The sequence below is a fragment of the Rhodococcus sp. P4_C10 genome (assembly GCF_056402135.1).
The window spans coordinates 1-19,574 of sequence record NZ_JBFUHZ010000037.1; the positions used below are offsets into that span (position 1 = coordinate 1).

Annotated in this window: 17 protein-coding genes and 1 pseudogene; 8 read left to right on the forward strand and 10 right to left on the reverse strand. The window is 71.9% G+C overall.

Going from position 1 to position 19,574, the window contains the following annotated elements; translation table 11 throughout:
- From AC1DWC_RS20450 to ssd, 4 genes and pseudogenes are all read right to left on the reverse strand, one after another.
- A pseudogene (locus AC1DWC_RS20450) lies at positions 1-346 on the reverse strand (type II secretion system F family protein); the annotation flags it as partial.
- Positions 343-1,125, reverse strand: coding sequence for a type II secretion system F family protein (locus AC1DWC_RS20455; protein WP_477910985.1), 783 nt, complete (start codon positions 1,123-1,125; stop codon positions 343-345). The pseudogene AC1DWC_RS20450 and the gene AC1DWC_RS20455, both read right to left, overlap by 4 nt.
- Positions 1,122-2,306: a TadA family conjugal transfer-associated ATPase gene (locus AC1DWC_RS20460; protein ID WP_477910987.1), complete on the reverse strand. Its 1,185-nt coding sequence runs from the start codon at positions 2,304-2,306 to the stop codon at positions 1,122-1,124. The genes AC1DWC_RS20455 and AC1DWC_RS20460 overlap by 4 nt, the downstream gene beginning before the upstream one ends.
- Positions 2,303-3,400 carry a septum site-determining protein Ssd gene (ssd, locus tag AC1DWC_RS20465; protein ID WP_477910989.1) on the reverse strand — a complete coding sequence of 366 codons (1,098 nt, stop codon included), beginning with the start codon at positions 3,398-3,400 and terminating at the stop codon, positions 2,303-2,305. Before ssd ends, AC1DWC_RS20460 begins: the two co-directional genes overlap by 4 nt.
- Before the next feature lie 407 nt (positions 3,401-3,807).
- Here ssd and AC1DWC_RS20470 point away from each other — a divergent pair, with 407 nt between their 5' ends.
- Entirely contained in the window at positions 3,808-4,626 is an 819-nt protein-coding gene (locus AC1DWC_RS20470; protein WP_477910991.1) for an HAD-IB family hydrolase, read from the forward strand.
- A gap of 527 nt (positions 4,627-5,153) precedes the next feature.
- Here the strand turns inward: AC1DWC_RS20470 and AC1DWC_RS20475 are convergent.
- On the reverse strand, positions 5,154-5,903 hold the full coding sequence (locus tag AC1DWC_RS20475; protein WP_477842173.1) for a Fic family protein: 750 nt from the start codon (positions 5,901-5,903) through the stop codon (positions 5,154-5,156).
- Between the two features lie 76 nt (positions 5,904-5,979).
- The gene (locus tag AC1DWC_RS20480) at positions 5,980-6,426 is read right to left on the reverse strand and encodes a VOC family protein (protein WP_477910993.1); all 447 of its coding nucleotides are present in this window, start codon (positions 6,424-6,426) and stop codon (positions 5,980-5,982) included.
- Positions 6,427-6,611: 185 nt separating this feature from the next.
- Here AC1DWC_RS20480 and acs point away from each other — a divergent pair, with 185 nt between their 5' ends.
- From acs to AC1DWC_RS20500, 4 genes are all read left to right on the forward strand, one after another.
- Positions 6,612-8,558: an acetate--CoA ligase gene (gene acs, locus AC1DWC_RS20485; RefSeq protein WP_477910995.1), complete on the forward strand. Its 1,947-nt coding sequence runs from the start codon at positions 6,612-6,614 to the stop codon at positions 8,556-8,558.
- 193 nt (positions 8,559-8,751) lie between these two features.
- Positions 8,752-11,076: an ATP-binding protein gene (locus AC1DWC_RS20490; RefSeq protein ID WP_477910997.1), complete on the forward strand. Its 2,325-nt coding sequence runs from the start codon at positions 8,752-8,754 to the stop codon at positions 11,074-11,076.
- A gap of 104 nt (positions 11,077-11,180) precedes the next feature.
- Positions 11,181-11,315 carry a hypothetical protein gene (locus AC1DWC_RS20495; protein ID WP_255312539.1) on the forward strand — a complete coding sequence of 45 codons (135 nt, stop codon included), beginning with the start codon at positions 11,181-11,183 and terminating at the stop codon, positions 11,313-11,315.
- A gap of 60 nt (positions 11,316-11,375) precedes the next feature.
- Positions 11,376-12,521: a N(5)-(carboxyethyl)ornithine synthase gene (locus AC1DWC_RS20500; protein ID WP_477910999.1), complete on the forward strand. Its 1,146-nt coding sequence runs from the start codon at positions 11,376-11,378 to the stop codon at positions 12,519-12,521.
- Between the two features lie 21 nt (positions 12,522-12,542).
- On the opposite strand, the gene AC1DWC_RS20505 is transcribed toward AC1DWC_RS20500, so the two are convergent.
- The gene (locus AC1DWC_RS20505; RefSeq protein WP_477911001.1) at positions 12,543-13,922 is read right to left on the reverse strand and encodes an MFS transporter; all 1,380 of its coding nucleotides are present in this window, start codon (positions 13,920-13,922) and stop codon (positions 12,543-12,545) included.
- A gap of 215 nt (positions 13,923-14,137) precedes the next feature.
- Between AC1DWC_RS20505 and nhaA the strand changes: the two genes are divergently transcribed.
- Genes nhaA through AC1DWC_RS20520 form a run of 3 tightly spaced genes read left to right on the forward strand, consistent with a single transcriptional unit; the run spans position 14,138 to position 16,867 of the window.
- Positions 14,138-15,340, forward strand: coding sequence for a Na+/H+ antiporter NhaA (gene nhaA, locus AC1DWC_RS20510; RefSeq protein WP_477911084.1), 1,203 nt, complete (start codon positions 14,138-14,140; stop codon positions 15,338-15,340).
- Between the two features lie 33 nt (positions 15,341-15,373).
- Positions 15,374-15,910 (forward strand): phage holin family protein, encoded by a 537-nt coding sequence (locus AC1DWC_RS20515; RefSeq protein ID WP_477842185.1) that lies wholly within the window; start codon positions 15,374-15,376, stop codon positions 15,908-15,910.
- A 27-nt stretch (positions 15,911-15,937) separates the two neighbouring features.
- On the forward strand, positions 15,938-16,867 hold the full coding sequence (locus AC1DWC_RS20520) for an alpha/beta fold hydrolase (protein WP_477911003.1): 930 nt from the start codon (positions 15,938-15,940) through the stop codon (positions 16,865-16,867).
- Between the two features lie 118 nt (positions 16,868-16,985).
- Here the strand turns inward: AC1DWC_RS20520 and marP are convergent, their stop codons facing one another.
- Genes marP through AC1DWC_RS20535 form a run of 3 tightly spaced genes read right to left on the reverse strand, consistent with a single transcriptional unit; the run spans position 16,986 to position 19,572 of the window.
- Entirely contained in the window at positions 16,986-18,176 is a 1,191-nt protein-coding gene (gene marP, locus AC1DWC_RS20525; RefSeq protein WP_477911005.1) for an acid resistance serine protease MarP, read from the reverse strand.
- Positions 18,173-18,898, reverse strand: coding sequence for an NUDIX hydrolase (locus tag AC1DWC_RS20530; RefSeq protein ID WP_477911007.1), 726 nt, complete (start codon positions 18,896-18,898; stop codon positions 18,173-18,175). Before AC1DWC_RS20530 ends, marP begins: the two co-directional genes overlap by 4 nt.
- Positions 18,895-19,572 (reverse strand): TlpA family protein disulfide reductase, encoded by a 678-nt coding sequence (locus tag AC1DWC_RS20535; RefSeq protein ID WP_477911009.1) that lies wholly within the window; start codon positions 19,570-19,572, stop codon positions 18,895-18,897. The genes AC1DWC_RS20530 and AC1DWC_RS20535 overlap by 4 nt, the downstream gene beginning before the upstream one ends.
- Positions 19,573-19,574: the final 2 nt, after the last annotated feature.

Below are 19,574 nucleotides of genomic sequence, written 5' to 3' on the forward strand. Positions count from 1 at the left end.
CCTCGGTGTCCGGGTCCGCGGCGGCCCTGGCCCAGGCGACCTCGGGGTCGGCGCCCAGCGCCAGCAGGCTCGCCGCCGAGTCGAGCGCGCCGCCGAGCGGTTCCGGGCTGGTGGGCGCCACCGCCGCCGCGGCTGTGCCGACGGGTAGTCCAGACCGCAGGCACGCGGCCAGCAGGTCGTACCCGGCAGCGCCGCTCATCGGGTCGGCGCCGCGCGCCGGGGCGACCGCGCGGGCGGCGCCGTCCCCGCCGACCTGCCGGGCGGGCCGGAGTCGGTCCGCGGCGGCGCCCGCGCCGGGCACCGCGACCAGCGCGAGCGCGAGCACCCCCGCGGCCAGGGCGCTCATCCGAGCACCCGCCCGGTGATCCGGTCGGTCCACAGCAGGCCCGCACACACGAACGCGGTCCCGAGCACCAGCAGCACCGCCCCCAGTCCGCCGGACAGCAGCACCCGCACCGGGGCCGCGCCCATCAGCTGCCCCAGCGCCAGGCCCAGGACCGGCAACCCGGCCAGCACCGTCGCCGTCGCCCGGGCACCCGCTAGCCCCGACTCCACCCGAGCGCGGAACCTGATGCGCCCCAACAGGTCCGAGCGGACCGCGTCGAGCAACTCGGCCAACGCGATGCCATGGCGGTCGGCGACCCGCCACGCGGCGGCCATCCGGTCGAGGTCCGCCTCGATCACGCTGCCGGACGCGCGCAGCCCGTGCGCCGCGCTGCCACCGAGCCGTGCGGTGGCCGAGGCGGATCGGAATGCCTCCGCCGCAGCGCCTTTCGTCTCCTCGGCGGCCGCCCGACAGGCGGTCGCCGGGTGTGCACCCACCCGCAGCTCTCCTACCGTGACATCCAGGCCGGCGAGGAGGGCGCGCAGTTCGACGTCGCGTTCCCGGGCGCGGCGACGGTCCCGGTGGCGCCGGGCGACGGTGCCTGCCGCGATGGCGGCCGCGATCCCCGCGCCCGGCCCGACCAGCGCCGCCGCGGCGACGAGCCCGAGACCCGCGATCCGGATCGACCTGGCCCGCCCGACGGTCCGTCGCCGTGGTCCCGGTGGCCGCAACCGGACCGCGGCAGCCCTGGCCGGCAGCAGCAACAGCGCGGCAGCGGCGGCCAGCAGCGCCGCGCTCATGCCGTCCCCCGCCGGGCGAGCAGTCGCGCCAGCTGGTCCGCTCCCGGCGCCGGGCCCGCCGACCGGTCCGCCGACCAGGCGGACACCACGGTGACCTCGCCCCGCTCCCCACGTTCGAGCACCCCGATCTCGGCGAGACGCCGGCCGCCGTCGGCCGAACGGTGCACATGCAGCACCACCTGGACGGCGGCGGCGAGTTGGCTGTGCAGGGCCGCCCGGTCCATTCCCCCGAGCGCCGCGAGCGCCTCGAGCCGGGCCGGCACCTCCTCCGGGGAGTTGGCATGCACGGTGCCGGCGCCGCCGTCGTGACCGGTGTTGAGGGCGGTGAGCAGGTCCACCACCTCGGCCCCGCGCACCTCCCCGACGACGATGCGGTCCGGCCGCATCCGCAGGGCCTGCCGCACCAGCTGTCGCACCGTCACCTCGCCGACGCCCTCGACATTCGGCGCCCGCGCGACCAGTCGCACCACGTGCGGGTGGGCCGGGGCCAGCTCGGCAGCGTCCTCGACGCAGAGGATTCGTTCGTGCGCGGGCACCGACCCGAGCAAGGCCGCCAGCAGCGTCGTCTTCCCCGCGCCGGTCCCGCCCACCACCAGGAAGGCCAGGCGTCCCGCGACAATTCGCCGCAACAGCTCCCGCGCGTCGGGCGGCACCGTGCCGGTCGCGCAGAGCGCGTCGAGCCCCTGCGTCGCCGGTCGCAGGACCCGGAGGGACAGACAGGTCCCGGCCTGCGCGACGGGAGCCAGCACGGCGTGCAGGCGCACCCCGAAGTCCGAGCCCGCCACCCCCGGCAGCCGCCCGTCCACCCAGGGCTGTGCGTCGTCGAGCCGGCGTCCCGCGGCCAACGCCAGCCGTTGGGCGAGCCGGCGGACCGCGGCCTCGTCGGCGAAGGTGACCGTCGACCGCTCGAGCCCCGCCCCACGGTCCACCCAGACCTCGTCCGGCGCCGTGACCAGAACGTCCGATATGTCCTGTTGCCCGAGAAGCGGTTCGAGGACGCCGGCACCGGTGAGTTCGGTCTGCAGCACCCGGAGCGCGTCGAGCAGGTCGGTGTCGCCCAGCACCCCGGAGGACTCCGCCCGGATCGCCGCCGCCACGGTCGCGGGACTCGGCGCCACCGACGTCCGGGCGAGCCGGGATCGCACCCGGTCCAGCAGGTCCGGCGACACGAGCGCGCTCACGACGCCGCCCGAACCGGGGCGGCGTCGAGCACGGCGAGCACCGCGGACGCCGCGCCGGCCAACGGCGACCGCCGCCCCAGCCGAAGACCGCCGCGGTCGAGCGAGGTGGCCAGGCCCGGCTCCGGCCGCATCGATGCGAGCAGCGGCAGACCCAACAGGTCGGCGATGTCGCGGCCCCGCAGGCCACCCGGCGCCGGACCGCGAACCACCACACCGACATTCGGGTGCGCATCGCGCAGCGCGGCCGCCAGCGACTCGGCGGCCGCGGCCGCACGTACCTGCGCCGGCACCACCACGACCACCAGGTCCGCGAGGTCGACGGCCCCGTGGGCCGTGACGTCCGGCTGGCGCGGCACGTCGCACACCACCAGCTCGCCGGCGCCGCGCCCCGCCTCGATCACCGCGGCGAGCGCCGCCGGTCCCGGCGCCACGGCCGCCGCGCCCCGCCCGCAGGAGAGCACCGCCACCCCGTCGCCGGCCCGGGGCAGGGCGTCGTGCAGGGCCGAGGCCGACACCCGGCCGCCCTCGACGGCCACCCCCGACCACCGGAGCCCCGGGCGTTGCTCGACACCGAGCAGCAGGTCGAGACCGCCACCGCGGCTGTCGCAGTCCACCAGCAGCGCCCGGCGGTCCGGCCGTCGGCGTGGTGCGGTCAGTGCGGTCGCGGCCGCCAGCACCGAGGCGCCCGCACCCCCGCGGCCGCCCATCATCGCGATCACCGCGCCACCCGGCGCCACCGGCTCCGACCTGCGGGTCAGGAGTGCGACCAGCTCCGCCTCGTCCTCGGGCAGGGTCAGCACCGCCTCCGCACCGGCAGCCGCCGCGGCCCGCCACTGCGGCAGCGCGGGTTCCCCGGCGCACAGCACCACGACGTCGGGGCGCCGCGGCAGCCCGGCCCCCGCACAGGCCGCGGCGGAGGCTGTGTCCAACAGCACCTGCGGAGCGCCGTCCCACAGCTGCCGCGGCACGGGTGCGGCGTGCTCACTGACCTCGCGGTCGGCGGCCGCGGCGGCGCGCCGGATGCTGAGAGAGAGCTCTGCGTCGTCCGTCACCGCGAGTACGCGGCGGGCGGCCGGGAGTCCGGAGGTGTCCATGCCGTCGAGCCTGCGCGGCCGACGCCGCCGTGGGAAGACGACCGCGACCGATTGTGGACAGATCGGGGCCTGTGGATGAATTCCGGTACGAGCGAACCGATTTCAGAGTCCGCGGAGCCCGAGCGACCCGGCCCCGGAAACAGAAAGGGCCGTCGGCGACGCGCACCGACGGCCTGCAAATTTAGAGGAAGACCCCCGCCAGGGGGGGAGGAGGCGGGGGTCTTCGGCGTTCAGCCCCGGGGGGTCGGGCTGAACACACCTAGATCAAGTCCAGGTGAACCCGATACTACACCCGGACCCGCGCATATTCGCAAATTCGACCGGCGGCAAGTCGCCCACTTGGACGGACGACCAGGTTGCCGCTCCGCGACCGCGCCCGGAACCGGCGGAAGTCCTATTGTGGACCCGTGACCGCAGCGGCGAGCAGGGAATCCGAGCACGGAACAGTGGCGGCGTTCTTCGATCTGGACAAGACCATCATCGCCAAGTCGAGCACGTTCGCATTCAGCAAGCCCTTTTTCGACCAGGGTTTGATCAACCGACGGTCCGTCCTCAAGAGCAGCTACGCACACTTCCTGTTCATGCTCTCCGGCGCGGACCACGACCAGATGGAACGGATGCGGGCGCACCTGACGAACATGTGCGCCGGCTGGGATGTCGAGCAGGTGCGCGCCGTCGTCGCGGAGACCCTGCACGACATCGTCGACCCGCTCGTGTTCGCGGAGGCGGCGGACCTGATCGCCGATCACAAACTTCGCGGCCACGACGTGGTGGTGGTTTCCGCGTCCGGCGAGGAGGTGGTGGCGCCGATCGCCCAGGCCCTCGGCGCAACCCACTACAGCGCCACCAGGATGGCCGTCGAGGACGGCAAGTTCACCGGCGATCTCGACTTCTACTGCTACGGCGAGGGCAAGGTGCAGGCCATCCGCGAGCTGGCCGAGGCGAACAACTACGACCTGGCACTGTGCTACGCCTACTCGGACTCGGCGACGGACCTGCCCATGCTCGGCGCGGTCGGGCACCCGACGGCCGTCAACCCCGACCGGGCGCTGCGCAAGGAGGCGGCCGGAAACGGTTGGCCCATCCTGACTTTCTCCAACCCGGTGCCCCTGCGCGCACGCATCCAGACGCCGTCCGGGACGGCCGTCGCGACCACCGCGGCGGTGAGTCTGGGCGCCCTGCTCGCGGGCGCATTGACGTACAGGGTATTGCACCGACGGCACTGACGACGGGTCCCCGACACTGGGGTCGTTCCAGTCGGTTTGCCCCTTGAAGTGGGCCGGGCCACAGGGTACAAAGGAGTTACGGAATGAACGACAGGCCAAGGTCGAATCGGAAGAGAAGAGTCGATCTCCCGGTCAGGAATTCCCAGCACGGACACCAGGCACCCACGCGGAGCTCAAGCCACTCAAGGGCAGAAGCGTTGTGGGCCTGCGAGACTCGATCACACGTGAGCGAGAACCTTGCACGAGTTGCAGAGGCGAACTTGCGGTAGTCGAGCCGACGCCGAGGCCGGACACACAACCCACCTAGCACGCTTGGTAACCCGGTAGTCCGTGCTAGCGGGCGGCGAGGTCGACGAGAGTCGACAGCACCGCCCGCTTTTACATGTGGGGCCACCCCGCACGCAGTCCTACACACCCGACGGAGGCCGACGGCCGATGCCGTTGCGGCCCAGCCGGAATCGGATACCCGCGGGTGCGCGGACGGGGCTCGACAACACTCCCCCCGACGGCGGGCGGGCGGCCGACCTTCAGCCCGCGGCGGCCTCCGCGATCGAGGTCGCCTCGCGGGCGCCCGCCTCGAAGGCGCCGCAGCACAGGATCACCCAGCTGCCGACCCCCTCCGCGGTGCCCGACGCGAAGCCCTCGGCGCCGGTACGGTACGCCTGCTGCCGACGCAGCCAGCTGACCTCCGGGACGCCGAGGTTGTGCGGGTCGAACCCGCTGGACGCCGCCACCAGCCGGGACGCCGCGCGGGCCACGACTCCGTCCGCTGTCCCGAACGGACTCAGCGACAACAGCTCTCCGTGCACCACCGCGGCGAGCACGGGCGCCGGCGCCTTGGTGCCACCGGTGATCAGCTGGGCGAGTGCGTCGAGCCGCTCCCCCACCCCGGCCGCGGTGCGCGGCCGGCCGAGGTCCGCCTCGTCCGGCACCAGCCCGGCCGCGGCCAGCAGGTGCAGCCGGGCCAACGCCTGCAGCGGGGCACGCTGCCAGGTACCGACCATGATCGGCAGCGCGTCGCCGTCCAGGGCCTGCGCCACCCGCAGGGCGCCGGTGAGGACGGGATCGCCCGCCTCGCCCGCGCCCGGCAGCTCGGTGCTTCCGCCGTCCAGGGCCGCGGACGCGCGGGCGGCGCGGACGGCGGCCTCGGCGGCCGTCGTCGGCCAGCCGCGGCGATTGGACTTGTGCCGGTGCACCGCACCGAGAGCGTCGCGCGCCCGATCGGCGGCCTCGAGCACTCCAGGCAGGTCCACCAGTGGCTGCAGTGGGTCGTTCACGCTGCTCAACGCTACCCGTCCACCGCGGTGGTCCCGCGCGCGAGCCGGGTCCCGTGCGCGAGGAGCCGGGTCCGGGTCACTGCGCCGGCCCGATCTCCACCCGGCCGTCATCGTGCACCACCAGCCCGGGGTTGTGCACCACCTCCCACCGGTACCCGTCCGGGTCGGCGAAGTACCCGCTGTACCCACCCCAGCTGCGCCGTTCCCCGGCGGCGAGCACGGTCCCACCGGCCCGGTCCGCGGCCGCCAGCACCTCGTCCACCTCCGCCGGGCTGTCCACGTTGTGCCCGAGGGTGATCGGCGCCCGGCCCTCGTCCCCGGCGGCGGGCAGAGTCGGCCCGGCCTCGCGCACCATCTCGGCCAGCGACCACAGCGACAGCACGACGCCGGGCCCGATCTGCAGGAACAGCACCTCGCCGGGCACGTACAGCGTGGGGCTCCAGCCGAGCCCGTCCACGTAGAAGGAGTGCGCCGTCGCCGGGTCGGCCACACCGAGGGTGACCACGCTCAACCGTTGCCTCATCCATCCATCACAACACCGCGCCGGCCACTCGTCGCGTCGGCCAACCGTCGGTCGTGTGAATTCGACCGGTTGCCGCAGCAACGGGGGTTGCAGCCGGGTGCAACGGTGCGCCACCCGTCACATGTGACTACGCTCACAGCAGCGCAAATGCGCGCCGACGACTCACCGAAAGGGGTACGGGCGACATGACCAGCAGCACCGCCGACGCCAACGTGGCCGAGCAGGCGACCGAGAGCTACCCGCCGAGCGCGGAGTTCGCCGCAGCAGCCAATGCGGGCCCGGAGCTGCAGGCCGCCGCCGACGCCGACCGACTCGGGTTCTGGGCCGACCAGGCCGCCCGACTGCACTGGCACGAGCCGTGGTCGCAGGTCCTCGACTGGTCCGACGCCCCCGTCGCCAAGTGGTTCGTCGACGGCAAGATCAACGTCGCCTACAACTGCGTCGACCGGCACGTCCTCGCCGGCAACGGCGACCGCGTCGCGATCCACTTCGAGGGCGAGCCCGGCGACAGCCGCGACCTGACCTACAACGACCTGCTCGCCGAGGTGAGCCGCGCCGCAAACACTTTCACCGAACTGGGTCTGGTCGCCGGCGACCGCGTCGCCATCTACATGCCGATGATCCCGGAGGCCGTGGTCACCATGCTGGCCTGCGCCCGGCTCGGCCTGACGCACTCGGTGGTGTTCGCCGGATTCTCGGCCTCGGCACTGCGTTCGCGCATCGACGACGCCGAGGCCAAGCTCGTCGTCACCGTCGACGGCCAGTGGCGCCGTGGTCAGGCGGCGCCGCTCAAGGCCGCCGTCGACGAGGCCGTCGAGGGCGCCGCATCGGTGCGGAACGTGTTGGTGGTCAACCGAACCGGGACCGACGTCGCGTGGACCGAGGGCCGTGACCTGTGGTGGCACGAGACGGTCGAGCAGGCCTCCCCCGAGCACGAGGCGCAGCCGTTCGACGCCGAGCACCCGCTGTTCATCCTCTACACCTCCGGCACCACCGGTAAGCCGAAGGGCATCATCCACACCTCCGGCGGCTACCTGACCCAGGCCTCGTACACCCACCACAACGTCTTCGACCACAAGGCCGGGAGCGACGTGTACTGGTGCACCGCCGACATCGGCTGGGTCACCGGGCACACCTACATCGTGTACGGCCCGCTCAGCAACGGCGTCACCCAGGTGGTCTACGAGGGCACCCCGAACTCGCCGACCGAGCACCGGCACTTCGAGATCATCGAGAAGTACGGCGTCAGCATCTACTACACGGCACCGACGCTGGTGCGCACCTTCATGAAGTGGGGCCGGGCGATCCCGGACACCCACGACCTGTCCTCGATCCGGCTGCTCGGCTCGGTCGGCGAGCCGATCAACCCGGAGGCCTGGCGCTGGTTCCGTGAGGTGATCGGCGGCAACAAGGCGCCGATCGTCGACACCTGGTGGCAGACCGAGACGGGCGCGATCATGATCTCCCCGCTGCCGGGCATCACCGCGACCAAGCCGGGATCCGCGATGGCACCGCTGCCGGGCATCTCCGCGAAGATCGTCGACGACGACGCCAAGCCGCTCGGCAACGGCGGCAACGGCTACCTCGTCATGGACGAGCCGTGGCCGGCGATGCTGCGCGGCATCTGGGGCGACATGGAGCGGTTCAAGGACACCTACTGGTCCCGGTACGCCCAGGAGGGCTGGTACTTCGCCGGCGACGGCGCCAAGTACGACGACGACGGCGCGCTCTGGGTGCTCGGCCGCGTCGACGACGTCATGAACGTCTCCGGTCACCGCATCTCCACCTCCGAGGTGGAGTCGGCACTGGTCAACCACCACGGCGTGGCCGAGGCCGCGGTAGTCGGCGCCGCCGACGAGACCACCGGACAGGGCATCGTCGCCTTCGTCATCCTGCGCGAGGGCGTGGAGAACACGGGCGAGACCCTGATCGCGGAGCTCAAGGCCCAGGTCTCCACCGACATCAGCCCGATCGCCAGGCCGCGCCAGATCACGATCGTCCCGGAGCTGCCGAAGACCCGCTCCGGCAAGATCATGCGCCGGTTGCTGCGCGACGTGGCCGAGGGCCGCGACCTCGGCGACACCTCCACCCTGGTCGACCCCAAGGTGTTCGACGCCATCCGCGGCAAGTAGCCCGCCGCGGCGACGCCGGCAGGTGCCCTTCGCGCAGTCGCGCGGAGGGCACCTTCGTCTCCGCCCGACGACGGGCCGAACAGCTCCCGACCCGACCTCCGCGACGGCCGGTGCGGCGACAAGATCCCACCGCTCGACACCCGCCGCGGGGTACCGTGACCACAGGGGAGCGCGAGGCTGGAGGCACTGATCGATGGCGCCCTCCGTGCGGGGCAGGGTCGGCAACCTGCCCTTGGACCTGACCAGTTTCGTCGGGCGGCGCCGCGAGGTGACCGAGGCCAGACGGCTCCTCGCCCTCTCGCGCCTGGTGACCCTGACCGGGATGGGCGGAGTGGGCAAGACCCGGCTCGCCCTCCGGGTCGCGGCCGAGTCTCAGCGCGCGTTCGACGACGGCGTGTGGCTGGTCGAACTCGGCGAACAAACCGACCCGGAGCTCGTGGCCGACACCGTCGCCGCGGCCCTCGGGCTGAGGGAGCAGTCGGCCCCCTCCCCGCTGCGGCTGCTCACCGACTTGGTCGGGGACCACCGGGTGCTTCTCGTCCTCGACAACTGCGAGCACCTCGTCGACGCGGTCGCGAAGCTCGCGGAGGCGCTGCTGCGCACCTGCCCCGAGCTGCGCATCCTGGCCACCAGCCGGGAGCCGCTGCTGATCGGCGGCGAGACGACGTTGCGCGTCCCGCCGATGACGGTCCCGGCCCCGGACCGGACCGGCAGCGTGCAGGGGCTCGCGCAGTACGAGGCGGTGACGCTGTTCGTCGAACGCGCCGCCGCCGCGGTGTCCGGATTCGAACTCACCGCCGACAACCAGACGACGATCGCCCGGATCTGCGACAAACTGGACGGGCTGCCGCTGCCACTCGAACTCGCCGCCGCCCGGCTGCGGGCGTTGTCGGCGGACCAGATCCTCGACCGGCTCAACGACCGGTACCGGCTGCTGACCGCGGGCAGTCGCGGTGCGCCGAGCAGGCAGCAGACGCTGCGGATGTGCATCGACTGGAGCCACGACCTGTGCACGGGGACCGAGCGTCGGCTGTGGCGTCGGCTGGCCGTGTTCGCCCGCGGCTTCGAACTAGACGGTGCGGAGGGCGTCGCGGCCGGGGACCTGACGCCGGACGAGCTGCTCGACCTCGTCGCGTCCCTCGTCGACAAGTCGATCCTCATCCGCGAGCAGCCCGACGGGGTGGTGCGCTACCGACTGCTCGAAACCCTCCGCGACTACGGCCTCGAGCGGCTGGCAGAGGCCGGCGAGGAAGCCGACCTGCGCCGCAGGCACCGCGACTGGTACGCCCGACTGACCGCCCGGGCGGCGGACGAGTGGATCGGTCCGGCCCAGCCGGAGTGGATCGCCCGGCTGGCCCGGGAGCAGGCCAATCTCCGGGACGCGCTCGAGTACTGCATCGCGGAGCCCGGCGAGGCCGAGGCCGGGCTGCGAATCATCAACGCCGCCTACCTGTTCTGGCTCTCCCGCGGCCTGCTCGGCGAGGGCCGGCGCTGGCTCGACCGCACCCTCGAGGCCCAGGGCGGCGCACCGACGCTCGACCGGGTCAAGGCGCTGTGCGCGGGCGCGGTCCTGGCCGGCAACCAGGACGACATCGTCACCGGGGCGGCGATGGTGGAGCAGGCCCGCGAGGCCGCCGCCGCCCTCGGCGACCCCGAGACCGACACCCTTGTCGCGCATGCCACCGGGCACCTCGCGATCTACACCGGTGACCCGGAACAGGCCGTCCGGTTCCTCGACGGGATCCTCGACACGGTTCGGGGCGAGGACGACCGGCTGCGCCACGTGTCCACCCTGCTCGGGCTCTCCATGGCCTCGGCCCTGCTCGGCGACACCCCGCGGGCCACCGCGGCCGCCGAGGAAGTCCTCGCGATCACCGAGCCGCATCAGGAGTCGGTGTACCGCTCGTACGCGCTGTGCACACTGGGACTTGCTCTGTGGCAACAGGATCCGGACCGGGCGCGACCGCTGCTCGAGCAGGGACTACGACTGAGCGGCGTGGTGGACGACCCGCTCGGCTCGGCCGTCTGCGTCGAGACGCTGGCGTGGATCACGGCCGACACGCACCAGTTCCAGCGCGCCACGGTGATGCTCGGCGGCGCGCAGGTCCTGTGGCAGGCCGGGGGCAACTCGGGCGTGGTCATCCCGGGGTTGCGGACCTTCCACGACGAGTGCGAGCAGCATGCCCGCAGCGCACTCGGCCAACGCGCCTTCGAGACGGCGCTGCGGCAGGGCGCCGGACTCACACTCGACGAGATCGTCGCGTTCGCGGTCGGCGACGAGCCGCCGCCCGCCGAGCCGGCGACGGGCCATCCTGCCGCCGACCTGACCCCCCGTGAGCAGGAGGTCGCCGACCTGGTGGCCCGCGGCCTGACCAACCGGGCCATCGCCGAACAGTTGGTGATCTCGCAACGCACCGCGCAGGGGCACGTCGAGCACGTGCTGTCGAAACTCGGGTTCACCTCGCGCGCACAGATCGCCGCGTGGGTCGTCGAACAGAGCCACGAGCCGCCGGACTGAACGGTCCGGCGGGCGGCGGACCAGGGCACTCGGCGACGGGAACCCCGAATGGCGCGTAGGGTCGGTGGCCCGGGACCGTTCAGGTTCCCAATCAAGGGACCACCATGTCGGACAAGTCACCTCGCAACACCATGACGAAGAAATCCGGCAAGTCACTGAAGGAAAAGCGCGCAGAGAAGCGGTCGAAGACCGACGGCGTGCCAGACGTCGAGATCGTCGCGAAGGCAAAGAAGCGCTGACGCACCAAAAGTGTTGATTTTCAACCACTTACGATCGACACCTTCAGGAGACAACTGCATATGATTGACCTTGGCGTCTTCGCGCACTCCCACAAGGAGAACGAGCGACGGCTGCCCATCCATCCGATGCACTTCCCGCGTATCGATCCCGACCTGCGTGCGCACCTCTACCTCGAACGCGGCTACGGAACGCCGTTCGGCGTCAGCGACGACGCGTTGGCGCCCCTCGTCGCGGGGATCCGCTCCCGCGAGGAGCTGATCGCCGACTGCGACGTCGTGCTGTTACCCAAGCCGCAACGCGAGGACCTGGCCGAACTGCGCGAGGGGCAGACCCTGTGGGGCTGGCCGCACTGCGTCCAGGACGCCGGCATCACCCAGCTCGCGATCGACCAGAAGCTGACGCTGATCGCCTTCGAGGCGATGAACCACTGGACCGCCGACGGCGGTTTCGGCCTGCACGTCTTCCACAAGAACAACGAGCTCGCGGGGTACTGCTCGGTGCTGCACGCCCTCGAGCTCGTCGGGTCGACGGGCGACTACGGCCGTCGACTGCGAGCGGTCGTCATCGGCTTCGGCGCCACCGCCCGCGGCGCAGTGACCGCGCTGAACGCCCTCGGCGTCGACGAGGTGCAGGTCCTGACCAACCGGAAGGCCGCCGCGGTCGGCTCGCCGATCCACTCGGCGCGGATCGTCCACGTCGCGCACGACCCGGACGACCCGACCCGCAGCTGCGTCGTCACCGACGGCGGCCCCGTGCCGCTGGCGGACTTCCTCGCCGCCAACGACATCGTGGTCAACTGCACCCTGCAGGACACCGACGCGCCGCTGACGTTCCTGGACGAGGACGACCTCGCCGGGTTCGCCGCCGGCAGCGTCATCGTCGACGTGTCCTGCGACGAGGGCATGGGCTTCAGCTGGGCCCGCCCGACGACGTTCGCGCAGCCCAGCTTCGTCGTCGGCGACAACGTGCACTACTACGCCGTCGACCACAGCCCGTCGCACCTGTGGAACTCCGCGACCTGGGAGATCAGCGAGGCACTGCTGCCGCACCTGCGGACCGTGATCTCCGGCGCCGAGGCCTGGGACGCCGACACGACCATCTCCCGGGCCATCGAGATCCGTGACGGGGTGATCCAGAACCCGAGCATCGTCTCGTTCCAGCACCGCGCCGCGCAGTACCCGCACCCGGTCGAGGACGCTGCCTGACCAGGGTCAGCTGTCGAGGGGTCAGCTGTCCATGGAGGCGTCCTTGGTCTCGCGCATCACCAGCAGCGCGACGAACGTGATCGCCGCGGCGATCAGCAGGTAGATGCCCACCCAGCCGACGCCGTACGACGTCGCCAGCCAGGTGGCGATGAACGGCGCCACCGCCGCCCCGAGGATGCTCGCGGTGTTGTAGGCGATGCCCGACCCGGTGTAGCGGACGTTGGTCGGGAACAGCTCGGGCAGCACCGCGCTCATCGGTCCGAAGGTCAGACCCATGAGCACCATGCCGATGACGAGGAAGACCAGCATCCTGCCCTCGCCCATGCCCACCGGGTCGAGCAGCAGCCCGAAGGTGAGGCCGAAGGCCATGATCAGCCCGGTGATCACCAGCAGGGTGATGCGCCGGCCGTAGCGGTCGGCCAGCCAGCCCGAGATCGGGATCGCGCCCGCGAAAAAGAAGACCGCGACCAGTTGGAGCACCAGGAAGTCGGTGTACTGGAAGCCGACCCCGGTGCCGCCGTGCGCCGGGGTCTTTCCGGTTCCGTGGCTGAGCACCCAGGTGGTCATGATGTAGAAGAGCGTGTACGTCGCGAGCATCACGAACGTGCCGATGATCAGCTGGCGCCAACTGGTCTTGAACACCTCGGCGAGCGGGGTCTTGACCTTCTCCCCGTTGGCCACGGCCCGCGCGAAGACCGGCGTCTCCTCCAGCTTGAGACGCACGTAGAGACCGATCATGACCATGACGGCGCTGAGCAGGAACGGGATCCGCCAGCCCCAGCTGAGGAACGCGCCGTCCAGGTCAGGATTCGAGGTGTCGTGGTCCATGAACAGCGTGATGATCAGGAACAGCCCGTTGGCGAGGAAGAACCCGATCGGTGCGCCCAGCTGCGGCCACATCGCGGCCCAGGCACGCTTGCCCTTCTTCGCGGTCTCGGTGGCGAGCAGCGCGGCGCCCGACCACTCCCCGCCGAGGCCGAGGCCCTGGCAGAACCGCATCAGCGCCAGCAGCGCCGGCGCGACGATGCCGATCTGGTGGTAGGTGGGCAACAGGCCGATGAGGAACGTCGCGATGCCCATGGTTAGCAGCGAGCCGACCAGGGTGGCCTTGCGGCCGATGCGGTCACCGAAGTGTCCGAAGACGATCGAGCCGAGCGGCCGGGCGACGAAGGCCAGTCCGAACGTCGCCAGCGAGGCGAGCAGCGCGGTGGTGTCGTTGCCCTTGGGGAAGAACAGATGCGGGAACACGGAGACGGCCGCGGTCGCATAGATGTAGAAGTCGTAGAACTCGATCGAGGTGCCGATTGTGCTGGCCACCACGATGCGGCTGCGCGGCACCTCCTTGGCCTCCGCGACCGCCTTCACTGGCGGGTCGATCACGACGTCGGGGGCCTGACTCATCCGGAATCTCCTGCACAAAATCTCTAAGGCGTGGACCAAGACCGTCCACACTGTGGGAAATACAGTATCGGAACCTTTAGCGGAACGAACTGTCAGGTCCGCGCCGTCGCCACCGTCACGCCAGGAAAGCGTTAAGATTCCAGCCGGAGCGCCGGGAAGTCTGGTCGGCAAACAGCCCCTGCACGCCCTCTTCACCACAGGAGACCGGCCACGTGATCACGCAAGTGCGTTCCGAACTTTCCCGCTACCTACGGACCGAGACGGTCGGTGGGTCCATCCTCCTGATCGCCGCCGCGGTCGCCGTGCTCTGGGCGAACTCCGCCTGGTCCGACGCCTACTTCTCGCTGCGCGACTTCCAGGTCGGGCCGAGCGCACTGCACCTCAACCTCAGCCTCGGCACGTGGGCCCAGGACGCGCTGCTCGCCGTGTTCTTCTTCGTCGCGGGCCTCGAACTCAAACGAGAACTGGTCGTCGGCGAACTCTCCGACCGCAAGAAGGCGATGCTCCCGATCATCGCGGCGGTCGGCGGCGTCGTCACCCCCGCGCTGATCGCACTGACAGTCGGCTGGGGCGAGCCGGGCATCGAACAGGCCTGGGCGATCCCGGTCGCCACCGACATCGCGTTCGCGCTGGGTGTGCTGGCCCTGACCGGCTCCCGGATCCCGGCCGGCGCCCGGGTGTTCCTGCTCAGCCTCGCCGTCGTGGACGACCTGCTGGCCATCATCATCATCGCGACCGTGTTCACCGCGTCCATCGCGATGCTCTGGCTGCTCGCCGCGGTCGCCGGCGCGGCCCTGTACTGGTTCGCGCAGCACCGCCGGATCACCACGCCACTGCTGTACGTCCCGCTGGCGATGTTCGTCTGGTACGCCGTGCACGAGGCCGGGATCCACGCCACCCTGGCCGGCGTGGTGCTCGGCCTGTTGACCCGGGTGCGGCCGGACCCGGGCGAGGACGAGGCCCCCGCCACCCGGCTCGAACACCGCATCCAGCCGTACTCGGCCGGGTTCTGTGTGCCCGTGTTCGCCCTGTTCGCGTCGGGTGTCCCGGTGAACGCAGAGGTGCTCGGCACGATGTTCACCGACCGGCTGACGTTGGCGATCATCCTCGGCTTGCTGCTGGGCAAGACCATCGGCATCTTCGGCGTCTCCTGGCTCGTGGTCCGGCTGCGGATCGCCGTCAAGCCGGCCGGGCTCGACTTCCGCGACATGTTCGCCCTGTCGGTGCTCGGCGCGATCGGCTTCACCGTTAGCCTTCTCGTGGCCGAACTCGCACTCGAGGGCGCCGAACAGGAGAAGGCCAAGGCGGCGGTGCTGCTGACGTCCTTGGCTGCGTCACTGATCGGGTCGGCGCTACTGTTGCGCCGGGGGCGCGTCCACGACGCCCGCACCCAGGCCGAACCGGCCGACAACGGCTGACGAACGACGACGAGACAGGGGCGAGACGTGAGCATCAGCGACCGCAACGGCAGCAACAGGACCGAGCGGCTGACCGGAGACGGAGTCCCGAACTCGATCTCGTCGATCCCGCTCACCGACGTCGACTCGCTGGCACCGGGCACCGCCAGCATCGGCAACCTGGTCAAGGACGCCACCGCACAGGTCTCCACGCTGGTCCGCGCCGAGGTCGAGCTGGCCAAGGCCGAGGTCACCGGCGAGGTGAAGAAGGGGCTGCAGGGCTCGCTGTTCTTCATCCTCGCGATCTCGGTGCTCGTGTTCAGCGCGTTCTTCTTCTTCTTCTTCCTCGCCGAACTGCTCGACGTGTGGGTCGTCCGCTGGCTGGCCTTCCTCATCGTCTTCCTGCTGATGCTGCTGATGACGGCGGCGCTGGCCGGACTCGGATACCTGCGGGTGCGCAAGCTCCGGGCACCGGCGAAGACCATCGACTCGCTGCGGCAGGCCGCGTCGGTGCTGCCCAGCGCCGCCGAGTCGAGCTACCGGCACGGCGACTACACGCCCGGCGAGTACGCCCGCCGGACCACCGGCTAGACGGCCATCAAGCCCGCCACGCCGCCCGTGACCGCCCCAGACCCGTCAACCGCCCGCGTCGACGGTCCGTGGCGGCATCTCGACGTGCACGCGAACGGCATCCGTTTCCATGCCGTGGAGGCCGGCCCGGCAGACCCCAGCGCGCCGCTGGTGGTGCTGCTGCACGGTTTCGCCGACTTCTGGTGGTCGTGGCGGCACCAGCTGACCGCGCTCGCCGACGCCGGGTACCGCACCGTAGCGATGGACCTGCGAGGCTACGGCGACACCGACAAGCCGCCCCGCGGCTACGACGGCTGGACGCTCGCCGGCGACGTCGCCGGACTGATCCGGGCCCTCGGCCACACCGACGCGACGCTGGTCGGGCACGCGGACGGCGGCCTGGTCTGCTGGTCGACGGCCGTCCTGCACCCCCGACTGGTCCGGTCGATCGCCCTGGTCAGCTCGCCGCACCCGATCGCCCTCAAGCGGGCGGTCCTGCGTGACCGCGCCCAGCGCGGCGCCCTCCTGCCGTCGTTCCTGAGCTACCAGCTGCCGTGGCGTCCGGAGCGGGTACTGACCCGCAACGGCGGCGCCGAGGTGGAGCGCCTGCTCCGCGAACGGTCCGGCGAGCAATGGCAGCGCTCGGACGAATTCACAGAGGTCGTCGACCGGGCCCGGACGGCGATCCAGATCCCGGGCGCGGCGCACTGCTCGCTGGAGTACCAGCGCTGGGCGTTCCGCAGCCAGTGGCGTCCCGACGGCCGCCGGTTCATGAAGGCGATGAACAAGGCGCTGACCATCCCGGTCCTGCAGATCCACGGGCAGGACGACCCGTACGTGCTCGCCGCCGCCCTGCGCCACGACACCCGGTGGGCGCCGGGTCGGCGCCTGCACACCGTCGCCGGCGCCGGTCACTACGCGCACCGGGAGCGCCCCGCCGAGGTGACCGCCGAGCTGGCGGAGTTCCTCACCCGCTGACCCGCCCCACCAGTCCCCAGTCCCCCACCTCCGTCCCCAATGTCACATCGGGTATCTCTGGGATACCCAATGTGACATTGGGGACTGCAGGTGGAGGGGTCCAGGTTCGACGCGCGAACTAGAGGATGCAGTTCCCGGTGCCGACGATGACGGACGCGCCGGACGCCTGCGCGAGCTGCCGCGACACCTCCGCCTCGGTGAGCACGAACCCGGTGTCGCTGTTGTCGACCGCCGCGCCGAACACGACGCCCAGCACCCGGCCCTGCTCGTCGACGAGCGGGCCGCCGGAGTTGCCCTGCCGGATCGACCCGCGCACCGTGTAGACCTCGCGGGTGACGTCGGACGTGCGGTAGATGTCGGGTCCCGACAGGTCCAGGATCTCGCGGACCCGGGCCGCGCTGGCGGTGTACGGGCCGCCGCCGGGATAGCCCAGCACGATCGCGCTGTCCCCGGACCGTGCGGGCTCCGGGGCGAACGGGATCACCGGTGCGTCCAGGCCGGGCACCGCGAGCACCGCGATGTCCACCTCCGGATCGAAGAGCACCACGTGGGCGTCGAGCGGTCCGTCGAAGGTGTCCACCACCACCTGCGACGTCCCGGCGACCACGTGCGCGTTGGTCATCACCCGTTCGGGTGCGACCACGAAACCGGACCCCTCCAGTGCCCGCTGGCAGCTCGGCGCCACGCCGCGTATCCGCAACACGCTGGGCTCGAGCCGGGCCGCGACGGGGCTCGCCGCGATGCTCGGGTCCGGCGGGTCCACCACCGCGATCGGGGTGCGCCCGAACGGGCCGATCACGTCGGGCAGGCCGGAGGTGTCGAGCAGCGCCGAGAACTCGCTGGGCAGACGCCGCATCCAGTTGGGCGCGACGTCGTCGACCTGCGTGAGCACCTTGGACCCGCGTACCGCGGTCGCGACCTCGGGCTGCGACGACGCCGTCAGCGGGATGGCCAGCAGCCAGGCCGCGACGAGGACGGCCGCGCACTGCAGCCCGGCGCCGACGACGCTGTCCACCGACCGGGTGACCGGGCTGTGCATCACGCCGCGGGCGGCGCGGCCGAGCACCATGCCCGCCACCTCGCCGACAATCACCATCCCGACGATCAGCAGCACGCCGACCAGCACCCGTGTCCGGCCGGCGTCGACGTGCACCAGCAGGTGCGGTGCGATGAGGATGCCGGCGACCGCGCCGAGGACCACTCCCAGGAACGCCAGCGCGGACGCCACCGCGCCCTGCCGCCAGCCGGAACTGGCGGCCAGCACCGCGACCGCGAGAATCGCGATGTCTATCCAGGCGGATCCGGTCACCGCTCGTGCACCTCGACCACTCCTGCCTCGACCTCCGCCAATGCCACCTCGAGGTCGCGGACGTCGCCGCGATCCCAGTCGATCTCCCAGCCGGAGACCGCGATCAGGCCGGCGAGGACGCCGGCGGTGAAACCCCACACCAGCATGTCGTCGACCAGGAACGCCGGACCCTGGTAGCCGAGCCGGTGCTTGACGACGAATCGGTTGTCCGGATCGAGCAGCGAACGCATCGGCACCCGCGCCACCCGCTCGGTCTCGCCCTGGTCGACCGCCCGCACCGGCGACGGCCGGTCCCAGTACCCGACCACCGGGGTCACGTCGAAACCCGACGGCGGCACGAAGATCCCGGGCAGCACCGCGATGGTGCGCACCCCGTCCGGCTCCAGGCCGGTCTCCTCCTGCGCCTCACGCAGCGCGGTGCCGACCGGTCCGTTGTCCCCGGGGTCGGCGGCGCCGCCGGGGAAGGCGATCTGTCCGCCGTGCTGGCGCAGCGTCGACGCCCGCTGGGTGAGCAGCACGTCGGCGTCCTCGGGCAGGCCGCCGACGGCGATCGGGTCGGCCTCGGCGGAACCGCCGAAGAGGACCAGCACGGCGGCGTCGCGGGCCGACACCCCGGCGGGGGTCCGGCGCAGCAGCACCGGATTTACGGCGTTGCCGTCCGACGGCGGCAGGGTGGCGACCCGGCGCAGCCACTCGGGCGGTTGGTGGTCGGTCAGGTTCACGTCGTCACACCCAGCTTCTCTCGGACCACGTCGGCGATCTGGTCCGCGTTGTCGAAGGGCTGCGGCAGCACCGCGGCCACCGTGCCGTCGGCCCGGACCAGCACGGTCACGGGCAGTACGTTGGGCGCGCCGAGCGCGGCGGCGACCCGGCCGGTGCCGTCCTGCACTCCCGGCAGGTGCACGCCGTAGTCGGCCAGCGCCGTCAGCGCGTTGCCCTCCTTGGCGTCCTGGTGGACGGTGAGCACCGCGACCTGGTCCCCCGCACGACGGGCGTACTCGTCGAGCGCGGGCAGTTCCTTGGCGCACGGGCCGCACCAGTAGGCCCACAGGTTCACCAGCGCGGGGCGGCCGGCCAGCGCCGCGCCGACGTCGATCCGGGCGCCGTCGGCGAGGCACTCGAGGCCGAGGCCGGCCAGCGGGCCCGACGCGACCGCGCCCGGGACCGGCGTCGGACACGGGTCGATCGCGGCTCGCGCCCGGGGACCGGCCAGCGCGGCGTCGGTGTCGCCGGGGGCACGTTCCTGCAGCGACGGGGTTGCCCCACCGCCGACGTAGTCGGCGTAACCGCGCGGGAGGGACTCGTCCGGCCCGCCCCGCGGCCAGATCGCAACGACCAGCGCGGCGACGACGACGAGGGCAGCCAGGCTCCAGCGGCCGGCGTTGGACACGTGCACGC